This is a genomic window from Staphylococcus capitis subsp. capitis (assembly GCF_040739495.1).
GTDB classification, from domain to species: domain Bacteria; phylum Bacillota; class Bacilli; order Staphylococcales; family Staphylococcaceae; genus Staphylococcus; species Staphylococcus capitis.
The window spans coordinates 1,639,407-1,653,865 of sequence record NZ_CP145263.1 but is presented as its reverse complement, the minus strand read 5'-3'; the positions used below and the strand labels follow the sequence as shown (position 1 = coordinate 1,653,865).

The 14,459-nt window shown below is 33.6% G+C and carries 13 protein-coding genes; 10 read left to right on the top strand and 3 right to left on the bottom strand.

The genetic code is table 11. The features are described from left to right. Nucleotides 1-28 precede the first annotated feature (28 nt). The 3 genes from V6C74_RS08215 to V6C74_RS08205 all read right to left on the bottom strand — a co-directional run bounded on the left by V6C74_RS08215 (nucleotide 29) and on the right by V6C74_RS08205 (nucleotide 3,788). Entirely contained in the window at nucleotides 29-1,669 is a 1,641-nt protein-coding gene (locus V6C74_RS08215; RefSeq protein WP_016898769.1) for an NEAT domain-containing protein, read from the bottom strand. A 173-nt stretch (nucleotides 1,670-1,842) separates the two neighbouring features. After that, the gene (locus tag V6C74_RS08210; protein ID WP_016898768.1) at nucleotides 1,843-3,453 is read right to left on the bottom strand and encodes a hypothetical protein; all 1,611 of its coding nucleotides are present in this window, start codon (nucleotides 3,451-3,453) and stop codon (nucleotides 1,843-1,845) included. Continuing rightward, nucleotides 3,450-3,788: a hypothetical protein gene (locus V6C74_RS08205; protein WP_016898767.1), complete on the bottom strand. Its 339-nt coding sequence runs from the start codon at nucleotides 3,786-3,788 to the stop codon at nucleotides 3,450-3,452. The genes V6C74_RS08210 and V6C74_RS08205 overlap by 4 nt, the downstream gene beginning before the upstream one ends. Nucleotides 3,789-4,216: 428 nt before the next feature. Here V6C74_RS08205 and isdC point away from each other — a divergent pair, with 428 nt between their 5' ends. The 10 genes from isdC to pheT all read left to right on the top strand — a co-directional run bounded on the left by isdC (nucleotide 4,217) and on the right by pheT (nucleotide 14,429). Next, nucleotides 4,217-4,825 (top strand): heme uptake protein IsdC, encoded by a 609-nt coding sequence (gene isdC / locus V6C74_RS08200; RefSeq protein WP_103175554.1) that lies wholly within the window; start codon nucleotides 4,217-4,219, stop codon nucleotides 4,823-4,825. A 20-nt stretch (nucleotides 4,826-4,845) separates the two neighbouring features. Further along, nucleotides 4,846-5,907 carry an NEAT domain-containing protein gene (locus V6C74_RS08195; RefSeq protein WP_229716906.1) on the top strand — a complete coding sequence of 354 codons (1,062 nt, stop codon included), beginning with the start codon at nucleotides 4,846-4,848 and terminating at the stop codon, nucleotides 5,905-5,907. Next, on the top strand, nucleotides 5,904-6,785 hold the full coding sequence (isdE, locus tag V6C74_RS08190; protein WP_016898765.1) for a heme ABC transporter substrate-binding protein IsdE: 882 nt from the start codon (nucleotides 5,904-5,906) through the stop codon (nucleotides 6,783-6,785). Before V6C74_RS08195 ends, isdE begins: the two co-directional genes overlap by 4 nt. Nucleotides 6,786-6,796: 11 nt before the next feature. Continuing rightward, complete coding sequence (locus tag V6C74_RS08185; RefSeq protein ID WP_002452991.1) at nucleotides 6,797-7,765, top strand: iron ABC transporter permease; 969 nt, start codon at nucleotides 6,797-6,799, stop codon at nucleotides 7,763-7,765. Further along, a complete protein-coding gene (locus V6C74_RS08180; RefSeq protein ID WP_016898764.1) occupies nucleotides 7,755-8,537 on the top strand; it encodes an ABC transporter ATP-binding protein in 783 nt (260 codons plus the stop codon). Before V6C74_RS08185 ends, V6C74_RS08180 begins: the two co-directional genes overlap by 11 nt. Continuing rightward, nucleotides 8,530-9,258 carry a class B sortase gene (gene srtB, locus V6C74_RS08175; RefSeq protein ID WP_016898763.1) on the top strand — a complete coding sequence of 243 codons (729 nt, stop codon included), beginning with the start codon at nucleotides 8,530-8,532 and terminating at the stop codon, nucleotides 9,256-9,258. Before V6C74_RS08180 ends, srtB begins: the two co-directional genes overlap by 8 nt. A 19-nt stretch (nucleotides 9,259-9,277) precedes the next feature. Beyond that, nucleotides 9,278-9,601 carry an antibiotic biosynthesis monooxygenase gene (locus V6C74_RS08170; protein ID WP_002452994.1) on the top strand — a complete coding sequence of 108 codons (324 nt, stop codon included), beginning with the start codon at nucleotides 9,278-9,280 and terminating at the stop codon, nucleotides 9,599-9,601. 234 nt (nucleotides 9,602-9,835) lie between these two features. Further along, nucleotides 9,836-10,576: an RNA methyltransferase gene (locus tag V6C74_RS08165; RefSeq protein WP_002452995.1), complete on the top strand. Its 741-nt coding sequence runs from the start codon at nucleotides 9,836-9,838 to the stop codon at nucleotides 10,574-10,576. A 392-nt stretch (nucleotides 10,577-10,968) separates the two neighbouring features. Continuing rightward, complete coding sequence (gene pheS, locus V6C74_RS08160; protein ID WP_016898762.1) at nucleotides 10,969-12,027, top strand: phenylalanine--tRNA ligase subunit alpha; 1,059 nt, start codon at nucleotides 10,969-10,971, stop codon at nucleotides 12,025-12,027. Continuing rightward, a complete protein-coding gene (gene pheT, locus V6C74_RS08155) occupies nucleotides 12,027-14,429 on the top strand; it encodes a phenylalanine--tRNA ligase subunit beta (protein ID WP_016898761.1) in 2,403 nt (800 codons plus the stop codon). Before pheS ends, pheT begins: the two co-directional genes overlap by 1 nt. Nucleotides 14,430-14,459: the final 30 nt, after the last annotated feature.

The following is a 14,459-nucleotide window of genomic DNA, read 5'->3' as shown; positions in this document are numbered from 1 at the left end:
CGCTTAATGATGTACTTGTAGTGGTTCGTTAGATATTTTTATTGTTTTTTCTTTTAAGAAGGAGTAATGAAGATAATAGGGCAATTAGACTAAATACCATTCCATTATTATTTGATTCATGCTGTGAACCAGTTTCTGGTAATTCTTTTGAAGATTTAGATTTACTATCATCTTTAACTTCAGAAGAATTAGATATGGTTGCTTTAGAATCTTTACCTTTTACATGGTCTTTATTAGTATCGTTATCATGTTTCTGATCTTTCTTAGGTTTAGGGTCGTAGGTGTCCTTATGTGTTTTATTGTCTTTTTTATCTTGTTTATTAGTTTTTACTTTTTGTTTATCAGTATCGCTTACTTGATATGATGGTTCTTGAGTCGTATCTTGTTTTTTATCAGCATCAGGTTGTTGATCTTTAGAAGTATCATCTTTTTTATCTTGTTTATTAATTTTTACATCTTGCTTTTTAGTAGTATCGTTTGCCGGCGCTACTGGTTTTTGAGTTGTATCTTGTTTTTTGTCAGAAACAACTTGTTGGTCTTTATCTTTAGAAGTATCGTCTTTTTTAACTTGCTTATCAGTTTTTACATCTTGTTTATCAGAAGTATTACTTTCTGAAGTAGATGTTTTTTGAGTTGTATCTTGCTTATTACTATAATCAGCTTGTTGATTTTTAGAAGAATCGTCTGTTTTAGCTTGATTATCAGTTTTTACATCTTGTTTATTTGTAGTATTGCTTTCTGAAGTAGATGTTTTTTGAGTTGTATCTTGTTTCTTACTAGAATCAGCTTGTTGATTTTTAGAAGAATCGTCTGTTTTAGCTTGATTATCATTTTTCACATCTTGTTTATCAGTATCGTTTGCCGGCGCTACTGGTTTTTCATTATCAACTTGATTTTTACTAGCATCAGTTTGGTTGTCATTTAAAGTATCATTTTGTTTAGCTTGGTCTTGATCAGTTGTTGGCTCTGGATCCTCAATAGTAGGAATGACACTTTCTAATTCAATATGTGTTGTATATTCGTGATCATATTTTAATGCTGGTATTACAATATGAACTTTACTAATAATATTATTCATGCCTGGCGTTACTTCTATATTAACTGTTTTAGTATCTTTTTCAGTATTATTATCTACAACAGTAGTAGGTAATTCAGTATCGCTTTCATCGAAAAATCGAAAACTCTTCCACCATGAGGCATTATCTAAAGTAATTTGGAAATAGTATTTATCATCTTTTTTAATGACTTTACCTGGGTGTTGCACATATTGATCCATGTGAGAAACGTCGTTTGTTTTATCTTTTTGAACTTGGAAATTTAAAGGTTGAGAAAGTTCATTTGACTGAGAATTATTATTTGATGCATTAGTAGTTTGCGCATTTTGAGTCGTAGATTGACTATTTTGTGCATTTGAATTCTGACTATCAACTGTTTTGGATGGTTTGGACTGATCTTGTTGAGTTGATTGATTCGTATTAGTGCTAGTTTGGTCGAGAGTAGTAGAGTTTTGAGTAGCTTGACTGTCATTGTTTTCAGCAGCTTGAGCTTCATGGTGTGCACCAATAACAAGTGCTGAACCTAATGTGATTGAAGCAACTCCAAATTTGAGTTTTCTAATCGAAAAGAAATTATTTGAAATGAGTGTATTTTTCTTATGTTGGTGTTTCATGTTGTTAACAACTCCTATGTAATTTTTTATTGATATTATTTATCAATTAACATAAAGGTATTATACACTAATATTTAAATAAGTGGATAGATTTTTAATAATTTTATTATTATATTTTGCATCCAAAAGGCGAGCTAATCTACTTAAAGATTAACTCGCCTATAATTTAATAACTATTTAGATTCTTTTCTTTGTCTTCTTAATAAAAGTAATGACGCAGCTAAAGATAGTGTGCCGAAAACAGTAGTAGTGTAGTCTGATTCATTACTTAATCCAGTTTCTGGTAATTCAGATTTTTCTTTTGAAACATTTGAAGTTTTCACCTCATCGTTAACAACAGTTTTTTCGTTAACATTGTTTGAACCAGTTCTGTTACCAGTATCTCCGCCAGTTGGACTACCATTACCGTTGTCATCAGGTTTTACTTCAGTATTTTGATCAGGTTTAGCTGTACCAGGTTTAACACCAGCACCTAATTGACCATTTTGTTCATGAGCAGTAGCACCAGTATTACCAGCACCTGCTTGGTTGTTTTGTTCTGGAGTAGCTGTTCCAGGTTTTTGATCAGTTTCAGGTTTGTTACCAGCACCTTGGTCAGGAGTAGTAGCCCCAGCGTTATTATCAGTATCAGGTTTAGTTTGGTTCTCAGTACCAGCTTGGTTTTGATCAGGAGAAGGCGTTACAGTAGTACCAGCACCGTTTTCACCTGTTTGATTGTCTTGACCAGGAGTACCAGTTTGAGGTGTGTCTTGACCTTGTTGATCAGTACCAGGAGTACTTGGTTTTCCTTGATTATCTTGATCATTTGGCGTTGGTGTAGTTTGCTCTGGTGTACCTGTTGCGCCGTTATTATTTTCAGGAGCTGGAGTACTAGTAGTGCCAGCACCTGCTTGATTATTTTGTTCTGGAGTAGCTGTTCCAGCATTCTGTTCTGTGCCAGGTTTAGGTGCAGTACCTTGATCAGGTGTAGTAGCGCCAGCGTTATTATCAGTATCAGGTTTAGCGACACCATTGTCATTAGGTTTTACTTCAGCATTCTGATCAGGAGAAGGCGTTACAGTAGTGCCAGCACCATTTTCACCTGTCTGATTACCTTGTCCAGAAGTACCAGTTTGAGGTGTGTCTTGACCTTGTTGATCAGTATCAGGTTTAGTACCAGTGTCTTGACCAGTAGTACCTTGTCCAGCTTGATTATTATTTTCATTACCAGGAGTTCCTGAACCCGCTTGGTTATCTTTATCTGCAGGTTGAGTCACAGTAGTTCCTGCATTTTGATTGCCAGCTTCAGGTGTAGCTGGTGTACCTGTTGTTCCTGTATTTTGACCTGTACTTGTTTCAGTTGTGCCAGGTTTAGTTTGAGTACCTTGATTATCTTGACCAGTAGTACCTGGTTGAGGAGTTGTATCAGCGCCATTTTCTGTATTACCAGTTTGAGTGTCTTGGTTGTTAGGAGCAGGTGTAGCTTGATTAGGTTTAGTTTCACCTGTGGTACCTGCAGTATTTTGAGCGTTACCTGCTGAAGTACCTGTTTGTTCTCCTTGAGCTTCTGTATTAGGTTTCTCTTGACCAGTAGTACCAGTACTTGGCTTAGCTGAACCTGTAGTGTCGGTATTAGGTTGTGTTTCAGGTTGAGATGGAGCAGGTGTTCCAGCTACAGTACCATCTTGACCTGTACCATTATTTTCAGTAGTACCTGGTTTAGGTGCAGTGTCTTGACCAGTAGTTGCCTCTGGTTTTGTTGGAGCTGCTGGGGAAGCTGTATCATTTTGAGGGCTAGGAGTCACAGTAGCTCCGTTACTTTGACCTTCCGTTTCAGCGTTAGGTTTTGCTTGAGCATCTCCAGTAGCTGTAGTTGGCGCAGCTTGTTCTGTGCCAGCAGCTTGAGTGCCTTGTGGAGTTCCAGTAGCTTGGTTATCTTGACCAGTAGTATTTGGGCTAGGATTAGTTTGTGTAGCATCAGCTTGATTAGTTTGAGTTCCAGTAGCTTCTGCAGTACCTTGACCTTGTTGGTCAGCAGCGTTTGTTCTAGCTCCGTCTTGGCCTGTTTGTGTAGCAGCAGGAGTACCAGCTTGGTTATTTTGGTCTTGACCAGTAGTACTAGGTTGCCCAGTTGGACCAACAGTACCTACGGCTTCTCTTTGCCAAGTATTACCATTTGTACCTTCTTCAGCATGTGCTTGTCCGAAGAAAAGGAATGAACCTACGATAATAGAAGCAGTACCAACCGTGAATATTCTAATTGAATAGTGATTTTTCTGTGTGGGTTTGCCATTTGAAAAAATTGTTAGGTTTGTTCATAACTTATTCTCTCCTTTGATAAGTAGTTGTCTCAGTTGTCTTTTGAGAAGTTATAGAATTAGAGTGAAATAAAACATTATCCAATGATAATGGTCAAACAATATATTAGAATATTTTTATAACTTTAAACAACTAATTAAAAATATTATCGATTTTATATTGACATTGATAACTATTTTCATTTATTCTTTTTACAAGAATTAGGGTGAGTTATTTATCAAGTTTTTCACTCTTATGGAGGTTGTATAAATGAAAGTGACTTATAAAGCGTTAAGTTTTATTTTAGTTTTATTAATATTTTTAGTGAATTGGGGACCTAATGTAAGTTACGCAGCCGAAGGTAAGTCTATTAATTTTGAAGTTTTAAAATACAATACAAATGATACTTCAATGGCTAATGACTATTTTGAAAAGCCTGCAAAATTAATTGAAAAAGATGGAAAGAAAGTACTTCAAATTACAGTCAATCATAGTCATTGGATAACTGGAATGAGTATTGACGGTAGTAAAGAGAAAATTATTAGCAAAGATGCTAGTAAAGACATGAGAACATATGAATTTGTGGTAAACAAAGCTTCTGGTAAAGTAAATGGAACAATTGCAGTATATATCAATGAGCCAGTTAATGGTAAACCATTTAAATATGATCATCATTACAATATTACTTTTAAATTTGATGGTAAAGATGGTGGTGGAGCGACTGGTTCACCGAATATTGTCCAAGATAAATCAACTGTTGAAAATCCTCAAACTAGTGGTGGAATACCAGCATATACATATTTACTTCCTATAGTTTCTCTATTTATATTAGTTACAATTTCAGTTTTCACATTCAAATTAAAAAAAGGTAATGAATAATGAAATATTGTAGTCGCTTAATGATGAAATTATTCGTTATAGCGTTTACTTTAGAAATATCTTTATCTTTAAATAATGATACATATCAAGTAAAGGCTGATGATAAAAATTTATCATCAGCCGATTATTATATAAAAGAAAGCTTTGAAGAGGATAAAAAGCATGCGAAACGCTATAGTGATCATCAAGAAATCAAAAATAAGAAAAAGCAAGCTATAGAATTTTACGTTCGTAAACAGAATAATCAGGATGTTTCACATATGAATGAATATGTAAAACATCCAGGTTATATTGTTAATGACGGCAAACAAACTTATTTTGTAATGACATTATTAAATAGAGAATGGTGGGAAAGTTATAAATTTTATCAACAAGATAAAGAATTAAAAGTTAGTATTACGAAAGAGGATAAGGAACAAGGTACTGTTACCATTCAAATACCACTAATAAATACAAAAGAAGAAATAAAATCTCTTATCCATATTAAAATACCTTCGATACATTATGATCATATATATACAACTTACATCGTTATGAATCATAGCGAAAAGAAAGAAGAAAAAATTAACAAAGAAGCCACTCAGAGTAAAAATTCTAATCATTGTAATGATAAAGAGTGTCAAAAAGAAACGTCTAAAACGGAAAATGAACTTCATGAAATAAAAAATGATAATAATCATCCAAATGAGTCAAAACAGCCAACTCAACATGATATTTCTTCAATTCAAACTATTAATAGAGAAAAACAAAATAATTTTTCTAATTCAAATAGCAATCGATTATCAAATCCAAGCGCAGTTTCACCCAATCATACTATCACAAATACACCAACTAGTTTAAATACTAATTCTAAGTATAGCCAATTGCCTCAACTTAATCCTTTTAAAAAAGAAAAGGAAAAACCTAATCCAAGTTTCAATAGGGATGCTGATAAGAAAAAAGTTGCAAAAAAAGAAATTAATCAAGATATGCCCTCTAATCATAGAAGTACTTATTATCTTCTAGGATCCATTATTTTATTGGCAATTTTAGCTTTAATCACAACATATTTTGTTAAAAGAAAGAGTGAGTCGAAAGAATGAGAATAACTCGAATATTGATTACTATCATAACATTTATCGTTTTACTCAGTGGTTGCGAGACGGATGATAGCAATAAAAAGAAAGATAAAGCTGAATCGAAGGATGTTCGTATCGTACCTACTACCGTCGCATTAACTATGACATTAGACAAGTTAGATTTACCTATTGTAGGTAAGCCAACCTCTTATAAAAAGTTACCAGATCGTTATAAAAATGTTCCGGAAGTCGGACAACCTATGGAACCAAGTGTTGAGGCAGTAAAAAAGGTTAATCCCACACATGTTTTAAGTGTATCTACAATCAAAGATGAAATGAAGCCCTTTTATAAACAGTTAAACATGAAAGGTTACTTCTATGATTACGATAGTTTAGATGGTATGGAAAAATCGATTACTGAACTTGGTAAACAGTTTAATAGGGAGAAAAAGGCTAAAGAACTAAATAATCACCTTAATTCTGTGAAGTCTAATATTGAAAGTAAAGTTGCTAAACAAAAGAAACACCCTAAAGTACTTATTCTGACGGGTATACCTGGCAGTTATTTAGTAGCCACTGATAAATCATATATCGGTGATCTTGTGAAAATCGCTGGTGGGGAGAATGTGATACAAGATCATTCTAAACAGTATATTTCTTCTAATACTGAACATTTAGTCAATGTGAATCCCGATATTATATTAAGACTTCCTCACGGGATGCCAGATGAAGTAAAGAAAATGTTCCAAAAAGAATTTAAACAAAATGATATTTGGAAGCATTTTAAAGCAGTCAAGACTCATCAAGTTTATGATCTAGAGGAAGTGCCATTTGGTATCACCGCAAATGTAGACGCTGATGATGCGATGACACAGCTATATAATTTATTTTATAAAAAGTGATGGGGGACATAATGTTACAACACTATTCTAAATTACTCTTTTTAATTTCATTTATTCTCCTATGCGTAACATTATATATATCATTTATTGTTGGCACGATACCAATTACGTTTAAAGATATTTTAAACCAACTTACCACTGGTCATGTGTCTAATGTTGAGACAATTATTGATTTAAGATTACCTAGAATTATAATCGCTTTATGCGTCGGTGCGATGCTCTCGGTGTCTGGGGCATTATTGCAAGCAGTTTTGCAAAATCCTTTAGCTGAGGCGCAACTACTTGGTGTTTCATCAGGAGCACTGGTCATGCGTATGATTCTAGTGTTGATGACACCCCATTTATTTTTTGTAATACCTTTACTTAGTTTTATAGGGGGAATGATACCTTTTTTATTATTATTTCTCTTAAGTTTGAAATTCAACTTTCAACCGACACGTATGATATTAATCGGTGTAGCGATGTATGCGATGCTTACAGGATTACTTGATTTATTTGCGCAGAATCCATTTTTGAAAATTCCTCAAGGTTTAACCATGAAAACATGGAACGACGTTAAAATTATTGTGATATCAGCGAGTATAGGCTTAGTGATTACATTGCTATTAATATCTAAAGTTAATTTATTAGCTTTAGAGGACAAGCAAGCTAACAATTTAGGTTTTCACATTACTAAATATAGATTAATCATTGGGGGCGTTGCTGTATTTCTAGCGAGTGCTTCTTCTGCAATTGTAGGACCGTTAACTTTTGTAGGTTTAATTATTCCACATATTGTGCGTAAGTTAATCGGAAGTAATTATAAAAAAGTGATACCACTATCAATGATTTTAGGTGGGTGGTTTGTTGTTGCTACTGATTTATTAGGTAGAACGTTACATCCACCACTCGAAATACCAGCGAATGTCATTATGATGCTTATAGGTGGGCCAGTCTTAATTTATCTTATCTGTAAGGGAGCGATTAATGATGCGAATTAAGGGGCTTCATTTTCAATATAAAAATGGATCTGAAATTATAAAAGATTTGTCATTAACATTTAGCTCTAATGCAATCACTTCTATAATTGGACCGAATGGATGCGGTAAATCCACTTTATTAAAGTTACTTTCTCGTAATTTGAAGCCTTCAGAAGGTGTCATATATTTAGATGAGTTAGATTTGAAGACATTTAGTAAGAAAGCATTTGCGCGTATGCTTGCTACAGTACCTCAAAAGATGAATATACCTGAAGAATTCACTGTAAGACAATACATAGAACTTGGACGATATAGTCATGAAAGTTTGTTGAAGAAGGATGTTAAAAAAGAAACAATTGTTCAACACATTCTACAACAATTAAATTTAGTACCTCTTCAAAATAAAAAGTTGGCGTCTTTATCTGGAGGTGAAGCGCAAAGAGTATTTTTAGCAACTGCACTCGTGCAAGAACCACGTTACATCTTATTGGATGAACCAACAACATATTTAGATATTCATTATCAGTATCAAGTTTTAGATACTATTCGCAACTTAAAAAATTATTACCAAATCACTTTTATAATGGTACTTCATGACATCAATCAAGCAATAGAATATAGTGATGAAGTAATATGCTTAAGTGACAAAGGAATTATTGCGCAGGGTGCTCCTCATGAAGTTATTAATGAAATCATTTTAAAAGAAATGTATCAAATTGATACTAAAATTATTAAAGATAGAGAATGTGGCATGATTGTTTGTAGAAAAAGGGTGATGACTTCAAATGATTAAAATCGTTAGGATTATTCAAATTGTATTGATAGCAGTTATTCTTGTATTTAGTTATCAATTGTTCAAAACTTACTTTGAAGACAAAGCGTCAGCCAAAAGATATGAAAATTTACAACAACAATTTAAGTCAGAGTCTATGTCCAATAAAAATGAGGTGCGCCCGCAATTTTCTAAATTAGAATCTATTAATAAAGATATTGTTGGTTGGATTCAACTTAATGGAACATCATTAAATTATCCAGTATTACAAGGTAAAACTAATCATGACTATTTAAGGAAAGATTTTGATCACGAAAAGACGCGCAAGGGAAGTATTTTTATGGATTATCGAAATTCTATAAAAACGCCTAATGCTAACACAATTATTTATGGTCACCATATGGGTGATAATACAATGTTTGATGTATTAGAAAAGTATTTAAAACAAAGTTACTTTGATCAGCATAAAGATATTCAATACGACACGAAATATGGAAAATATCAATTGGAAGTTTTTAGTGCATACCGCACTACTACGAAAGATAATTACATACAAACTGACTTTAAAACACCCTCTGAATTTCAACAATTTATAAATAATACTAAGAATAAATCAGAGATACAATCGAAAGTTCAAATTAATGCTCAAGACAAGGTAGTTACTTTGTCTACGTGTGAAGATGCTTATAACCAAACATCAGGAAGAATTGTAGTCGTGGCGAAATTAGTCAAAATAAATTAACAGAAAAGAGGAAGACATCATGAAATTTATGGCAGAAAATAAGTTAAAATTAGATAAAGGAACAGCACAAGATATAATTGAAAGGTTCTATACAAGACATGGCATTGAAACACTTGAAGGTTTTAAAGGGATGTTTGTAACAAACACTAAAGAACAATCAGATTATGATGAAGTAAAAATTTTAACGTTATGGGAATCTGAACAAGCTTTTACCGATTGGTTACAATCAGATGTGTTTAAAAAGGCACATAGAAACGTTCGTCATCAATCAGCGGATGCATCAAGTCCAATTCTTGAAAATGTAGTTAAGAAATATGATATTGGATATCAATACTTCAAATAATAAGAACTGTTATTTAAATGAAGTTAAAGTACTAATATTAAAATTATGATTACTTGATTTCTATCAAACTAAAGCAAGTCGAGAGTTTACAGGCTATATATAATTGAAACATATTATATTCATGTGGAACTTTCGCTTGCTTCTTTTTAATGGAAGAAATTATAGTAGACTTTGAAATCAATAAAAAGTAGATTACAATATGAATACATTAACTTAAGAGTTGGAGAATTGATCATGGAACAAATTACGTCTGCTCAAAATAATAAAATAAAAAATGCAAACAAGTTAAAAAAGAAACGTGATCGTGATAAGACAGGCCTAGCGTTAATAGAAGGAATACATCTTATTGAAGAAGCATATCAAAGTGGTATTGAGATAACGCAATTATTTGTGATAGAACCTGACAGAACAGATGAAGCACTACTGGATTACGCGAATGAAGCGTACGAAATTAATATGAAAGTGGCTGAAGCGCTTTCTGGTACGGTGACACCTCAAGGTTTCTTTGCAGTGATTGAAAAGCCACAATATAATGAAATAGAAGCGCTGCAAGTATTATTAATTGATCGTATTCAAGATCCAGGGAACTTAGGTACATTAATTCGTACTGCAGATGCTGCTGGTATAGATTTAATTGTAATGGAAAAGGGGACTGCAGACCCATATCAAGATAAGGTAATGAGAGCGAGTCAAGGTAGTATATTCCATATTCCTGTTGTTATTAAAGACTTAGCTACCTATATCACTGAATTTGAGGGGCCGGTGTATGGAACAGCACTTGAAAATGCAGTAAGTTTTAAAGAAATAGAATCACAATCACAATTCGCTTTATTATTAGGCAACGAAGGTGAAGGTGTTAACAAAGATTTGTTACAACGAACTACTAAAAATCTGATTATACCAATTTATGGTAAAGCTGAGAGTTTAAATGTTGCCATTGCAGGTAGTATATTACTCTACCAGTTGAAAGGTTGACCCTTTGTTGAAATTTCGGCTATAATAATTAATGAATTTATTAAAAATGAAGTATTCATTATCATTTAGACATCACTAATACAATTAAATGATTAGCCTATAAAAAGACGTAAATTATTTAGAAAGTTGAAAAGGGAGAATAACCGTGACTGAAAGTTATTCCAACTTGAAATAGTTTTGTTCATCTTTTTGGTTACTTAAAGAAATTTAAGTCGGAATTGTCATTCCGTTATCAATAGATATACAAGTGTATGCTTAGGCATAAATTTGGGTGGTACCACGGAAAGCTTTCGTCCCAGTTCGATATGGGGTGAAAGCTTTTTTTGATGTTGAAGTATTTGGGTTTTTATTTTCAAAAATAAAATAGTGGCATAAAAAGGAGGAGTTCGGTCATGACTCAAAATGATACGATGGCGGAATTAAAACAACAAGCTCTCGTTGATATTAATGAAGCAGATAATGAACGTGCATTACAAGATGTGAAAGTTAAGTATTTAGGTAAAAAAGGTTCAGTAAGTGGTTTAATGAAAAATATGAAAGATTTACCTAATGAAGAAAAACCTGCATATGGTCAAAAAGTAAATGAATTGCGTCAAACAATTCAGAATAAATTAGATGAAAGACAGAAGTTGTTAAAAGAAGAGAAATTAAATCAACAGCTTGCTGAGGAAACTATTGATGTGACGTTACCTAGTCGTCATATTGAGATTGGTTCAAAGCATCCTCTTACTCGTACAGTTGAAGAAATTGAGGATTTATTCCTTGGATTAGGTTATGAAATTGTAGATGGTTATGAGGTTGAACAGGATTATTATAATTTTGAAGCTTTAAATTTACCTAAGTCACATCCTGCCCGAGATATGCAAGATAGTTTCTATATTACTGAAGAAATACTAATGCGTACACATACGTCACCAGTTCAGGCTCGAACAATGGAGAAACGTGGTGGACAGGGCCCCGTTAAAATAATATGTCCAGGTAAAGTGTACCGTCGAGACTCAGATGATGCGACACATAGTCATCAATTTACACAAATTGAAGGTTTAGTTATTGATAAAAATATTAAAATGAGTGATTTGAAAGGTACTTTAGAATTATTAGCCAAAAAGTTATTCGGGGCGGATCGTGAAATACGTCTGCGTCCAAGTTATTTCCCTTTCACAGAACCATCAGTTGAAGTAGATGTGTCTTGTTTCAAATGTAAAGGAGAGGGTTGTAATGTCTGCAAACACACAGGTTGGATTGAAATTTTAGGTGCTGGTATGGTACATCCAAACGTTCTTGAAATGGCGGGCTTTGATTCAAATGAATATTCAGGATTCGCATTTGGAATGGGGCCAGATCGTATCGCAATGTTGAAATATGGTATCGAAGATATTCGTCATTTCTATACAAATGATGTTAGATTCTTAGATCAATTTAAAGCAGTGGAAGATAGAGGTGACCAATAATGTTGATTTCAAATGAATGGTTAAAAGATTATGTCAATATTAATCAACCCGTTCAAGATTTAGCAGAAAGAATTACTCGTACAGGTATCGAAGTTGATGACATTATCGATTATACGAAAGATATAAAAAATTTAGTGGTTGGTCATGTTGTGTCAAAAGCACCGCACCCAGACGCCGATAAATTAAATATTTGTCAAGTTGATTTAGGTGAGGATGAGCCGGTTCAAATCGTTTGTGGTGCTCCTAATGTAGAAGAGGGGCAGCATGTCATCGTTGCAAAAGTTGGAGGTCGTCTACCTGGTGGCGTGAAAATTAAACGTGCGAAGCTACGTGGTGAACGTTCTGAAGGTATGATTTGCTCATTACAAGAAATAGGTATTTCAAGTAACGTTACGCCTAAAGCGTTTGAATCAGGTATTTATGTATTTCCAACGGAAGTTATTCCAGGAACAGATGCACTTGAAGCATTATATCTTAATGATCAAGTGATGGAATTTGACTTAACTCCTAACCGTGCTGATGCATTAAGTATGGTTGGTACGGCTTATGAAGTAGCTGCTTTATATCAAACTGAAATGACAAAACCACAAACTTCAAGTCAAGAAAGTGACAAATCAGCTAGTGATGAATTATCTGTTACAGTTCAAAATGAAGATAAAGTGCCTTATTATAGTGCAAGAATTGTTCATGATGTAACTATTGCGCCATCACCCGTATGGATGCAAGCACGCTTAATGAAAGCGGGTATTCGTCCTATTAACAATGTTGTAGATATATCTAACTATGTTCTATTAGAATATGGTCAACCACTTCATATGTTTGACCAAAATCAAATTGGTTCACAAAAGATTGAAGTAAGACAAGCCAATCAAAATGAAAAAATGACGACTTTAGATGATTGTGAGCGAGAATTGCTCGATTCAGATATCGTTATTACTAACGGAAATGAGCCGATAGCTTTAGGTGGAGTAATGGGTGGAGACTTCTCAGAAGTTACTGATCAAACACGCAATGTAATTATCGAAGGTGCAATCTTTGACCCAGTATCTATTCGTCATACTTCGCGTCGTTTAAATCTTAGAAGTGAATCATCAAGTCGCTTTGAAAAAGGTATTGCAACTGAATTTGTAGATGAAGCAGTAGATAGAGCTTGTTATTTACTAGAAAGATATGCTTCAGGTACAGTTTTAAAAGATAGAGTAGCAGCAGGTGATTTAGGAGCAATGGTGACTCCAATCAATATTACTGCTGAAAAGGTAAATCAAACAATTGGGTTTAACTTAAGTGATGAAGAAATCATTAATATATTTGAACAACTTGGATTTGAAACTCAAAATCAAAATGGACAATTAATAGTTAATGTACCATCACGTCGTAAAGATATTTCAATTAAAGAGGATTTAATTGAAGAGGTTGCACGTATATATGGATATGACGAAATCCCTTCAACACTTCCTGTATTTGAAGATGTAACGAGTGGATCATTAACAGATCGTCAATATAAAACACGTACGGTAAAAGAAACGCTTGAAGGTGCTGGTCTTGATCAAGCTATCACATACTCATTAGTATCTAAAGATCACGCTAAAGACTTTGCTTTACAAGATCGTTCTACTATCGAACTATTAATGCCAATGAGTGAAGCGCATTCTACATTAAGACAAAGTCTTTTACCGCATCTGATTGAAGCGGTGGCATACAATGTTGCGCGTAAAAACTCAGATGTTAAATTATATGAAATTGGTCGTGTCTTTTTCGGTAATGGAGAAGGACAATTACCAGATGAGGTTGAATATCTAAGTGGTATTTTAACAGGTCAATATGTTAATCATGCTTGGCAAAGTAAGAAAGAGTCAGTAGATTTTTACTTAGCTAAGGGTGTTGTTGACCGAGTGGCTGAAAAGCTAAATCTAAAATTTGATTATAGAGCAGGTCAAATCACAGGTTTACATCCAGGTAGAACTGCTATAGTTTCATTAAATGGAGAAGATATTGGTTTTATTGGTGAATTACATCCAACGCTTGCTGCAGAGAATGATTTAAAACGCACATATGTATTTGAATTAAACTATGATGCGATTATGAAAGTATCTGTAGGTTATATTAATTATGAACCAATACCTAGATTCCCAGGTGTAACAAGAGATATAGCGTTAGAAGTGGATCATGAAGTTCCTGCTTCAAATTTAATATCTATCATTCATAATAACGGGGAAGATATTCTAGATGATACGTTAGTATTTGATGTTTATGAAGGTGAACACTTAGAAGAAGGTAAAAAATCAGTAGCTATTAGATTGAATTATTTAGATACTGAAAATACCCTTACAGACGAACGTGTATCAGCAGTACACGATAAAATTTTAGAAGCGCTACAGCAACAAGGGGCTACAATAAGATAATTTATTAAGAAAAAAGACCTATCCTCAATA